The 3,428-nt window shown below is 49.3% G+C and carries 3 protein-coding genes; 2 read left to right on the top strand and 1 reads right to left on the bottom strand.

Going from position 1 to position 3,428, the window contains the following annotated elements; all coding sequences use genetic code 11:
* A partial coding sequence (locus tag Q0X25_RS07900; protein ID WP_298580943.1) for an RNA helicase occupies positions 1-1,724 on the bottom strand: 1,724 nt, incomplete at its 3' end.
* Positions 1,725-2,100: 376 nt separating this feature from the next.
* Here Q0X25_RS07900 and Q0X25_RS07905 point away from each other — a divergent pair.
* Entirely contained in the window at positions 2,101-2,826 is a 726-nt protein-coding gene (locus Q0X25_RS07905) for a hypothetical protein (RefSeq protein ID WP_298580938.1), read from the top strand.
* A gap of 84 nt (positions 2,827-2,910) precedes the next feature.
* Positions 2,911-3,428 (top strand): dihydropteroate synthase (gene folP, locus Q0X25_RS07910; RefSeq protein ID WP_298580940.1); only part of this gene is annotated, 518 nt, incomplete at its 3' end.

The following is a 3,428-nucleotide window of genomic DNA, read 5'->3' on the forward strand; positions in this document are numbered from 1 at the left end:
TCCTGTACACGCAGAATCTGCCAAGGATTTTCGAGGGTAGATTCAACCATGGAAATGAGGTCATAGCTATAACTCTCGCTTTCTGGGTCAAGCAGCTCAAGTGCTGCAAGCAAAAAAGGCGAGAGTGGCTGGTCAAGAGCAAAATCGTCAGGAAGTTCCACCATCGTGGAATAGTTGGTACTGCCATCAGCTTGCTTGGTGCACAATACCACCTCAGCATCAATGAGCGTTGCCATAACCTCATCAACACGATTATTAAGACGTTGTTTTTGCTCGTCTGTCTGAGCGGAATCGGCTATGAGCTTGCGCATGCGTGCCATGGCATCTCCACCTTGCATAACTTCGGCAAGCACCATGGAGTGTGTGACGCGTAGGCGCGGTGTAAGCGTTTCGGGGATAGACTCTATCAGCTGCGTAAGGGTTTGCTCGTTCCAGCTTACAAAACCCTCAGGTGGGCGCTTCTTTTTGACGCGACGACGCGCTTTGGGATCGTCACCTGCTTTTGCAAGCGCTTTGGCGTTTTCGATTTCGTGCTCGGGTGCAAGCGCAATGACGAGGCCCTCGGTATCAAAACCCGACCTGCCTGCACGACCAGCAATTTGATGAAACTCGCGGCTTTTGAGGCGGCGCATACGATTGCCATCAAACTTGGTAAGCGAAGTCATTACAACCGTATGAATGGGCACATTGATTCCTACACCGAGCGTATCCGTACCGCAGATGACCGGCAAAAGACCCCTTTGAGCAAGCTTTTCTACGAGCAAGCGATATCGTGGGAGCATTCCTGCATGATGTACGCCAACTCCTGATGAGAGTAGACGCTTGAGTGTTTTGCCAAATGCCGTGGTAAAGCGGGTATCTTTGGAAGCCTGCTTGACAGCCTCACGCTGAGCTTTGTCCGCAACACCAAAGCTTGAGAGTGCTTGTGCTGTTTTGAGAGCTGCGTCTTGGGAGCTATGGACAATATAGAGCGGTGTTTCGTTGTTTTTGATAGCAAGCTCGACAGTTGCTTCTAGAGGCGTGAGGGCATAGCGATAGTGCAAAGGAACAGGACGCTGTGCATCAAGTACCAAGTCAACACTTCTCTTTGTATGATCTTTCAGTGAGGAGGCAATCTGACTGACGTCACCCAGGGTGGCACTCATAAGCAAAAACTGAGTGTGAGTGAGCGTGAGAAGAGGTACCTGCCATGCCCAACCTCGGTCAGGGTCAGCATAGTAGTGGAACTCATCCATTGCTACAGCCGCAACATCGCTCTGCTCACCCTCGCGGAGGGCCAGATTGGCAACAATTTCTTGGGTACAACAAATAACTGGCGCATCAGAATTGATATGAGTGTCACCTGTTATCATGCCGACATTGTCGCGGCCAAGCAGGTCAACGAGGCCAAAAAACTTCTCGTTGACGAGCGCCTTTATAGGGGCGGTGTAATAGGCCACCTTGCCAGCGCAGAGTGCAAGGTAAAGCATGCCAAGGGCCACTAAGGATTTCCCTGAACCTGTAGGGGTGCCCAAAATAACATGATTACCTGCAGCAAGCCCAAGCAGAGCTTCTTCTTGATGGGGCCAAAGCTCGATATCTCGTGACTCTACCCACTTCAAAAACTCGTCAAGAGCATCTTCGGGTTCCATATCCTCGTCGTAGAGGGGGAGCTGCCCCGAAGCTGGTAAGTGACTCTCACCATCATTTGTCCATGTATGTGAGGTTTCAGAGAAAGTATCCATTGCATAAGAATTTGTGTTGTCTTCCGAATCGTTCTGAGAAAAAGGCTTTGCTGCAATGACCACTGTAAAACTCCCTGTAAATGCATATATAAATAAAGGCGCTTCTTGGCAATAGCGCTATTTGTACCCTTTCTATCCTAGCTGAGCGATGGCGCGACGTATGCAAGGTATAAAGGAAAGCTTGGATAAAACTTGGCATCCCTTGCTGAGCATACAGTCTTTTTGAAAGAGTAACAAAGAAAACTGCTGGTCAATCCCCTGTAGTTTGAGGCCAGCTGTCCGCCAGTTTAAGACAAGGCTAATTCAAATTTTGAGCTTCGATTTGCTCAGATGCCTCTAGGCTTGCTTGCATAGTTGGTACGTGTGAGGAGAGAAAATGCTTGCAACAGATGAGGGATATGTCTTTGACGATGCCTACGATATAGCTGAAGTGGGATATTTTTGGGAGCGCTGTCATCCCGAGAGTTTTCATGAGGCGCAGGAGCGTTTTGTACAAGAGGTTGATCCTTATGCCATGCATGTGATGATGCCTTGTGAGAGTGATATCCAGCTTGTACAGATGATGTTTACCGAGTGGCTCGTCTTTGACTATGTAGCGCCTGATGGACACAATCCGCTTTATCACTACATGGATGCCTGCAACGGGGCTGGACGCTGTCTGACAGCTGATCAACTTAAGCAAGTAGAACACTCACAGTTTTTCTCCCAGTTTTGGGTAATTGCGCAGGATGAGGAACATGAGACTGCCTTGCTCGCAGATAGCAAAAGCAAACAGCTTTTTCATCTGCACAATGGATTGGTAGCACGTAATGAAAACTGGGAAGATGGACTCTTAGGTCTAAGGATTGCGCATATTGATGGTGAGTGGCACATGGTGGGCGGTATTCCTCTTCATGATCGAGGTCTATGCAAAGATGAACATGTTTGCGCAGCTGAGATGAGCCAATATCACTTTGAAGGTCCTACTGCAAAGAACAACTGTGCGCAGAGTTATCTGTTATGTGCACGAGATTTGATTGGCGCGCGGGGCCGTTATCGGGGGACTGTAGAGGTGGTGGCCTATCCTGAGTCCGAATCTGCTTGTTCCACTGGTTTGCTATAGGCAGCTGAGTTGAGACGTGGTGTTATAGCTCGCAAGCGAGTATCCTCATAGTGCAATATGACTAGGACAGCAGGGGAGCAGCTCATGACTATAGATGGATCGCAGCCAAAAAAACCTACATACTGGCTGTGCGGGAAATATCAACTTGAGCTCTCACATCCTCTGATTATGGGCATTCTCAACGTCACTCCTGACTCTTTTTCCGATGGCGGACGCTTTACTTCAGCAACACAAGCAATCGAAGCAGCACAGCTCATGATTGAGCAGGGTGCAGATATTATTGATGTCGGTGGAGAGTCAACGCGTCCCGGATCGGATGAAGTGGCGCCCTCAGAGGAGCTTTCACGCGTGCTGCCCGTGGTACAAGAACTTGCACTACGAAATATCGTGGTGTCGGTTGATACTCGTCACGCCGAAGTTGCGCGCGCCTGTGTGGAAGCTGGGGCTTCTATCATCAACGATGTATCAGGTTTTCGCGATTCCGCTATGGTAGAGGTTGCCAAGGACTCGGATGCAGGTCTTGTAGTGATGCATATGTTGGGTGAGCCAAAGGGCATGCAGGTGGCTCCCCAATACGAAGATGTTGTAAGGGATATTTCACG

Origin of the sequence: uncultured Olegusella sp., from assembly GCF_947253395.1 — a bacterium.
Taxonomy (GTDB): domain Bacteria; phylum Actinomycetota; class Coriobacteriia; order Coriobacteriales; family Atopobiaceae; genus Olegusella.

Bases quoted from the DNA above. Each gene is read 5' to 3' on its own strand.
- Q0X25_RS07905 (WP_298580938.1), top strand. From the start codon at position 2,101: ATGCTTGCAACAGATGAGGGATATGTCTTTGACGATGCCTACGATATA.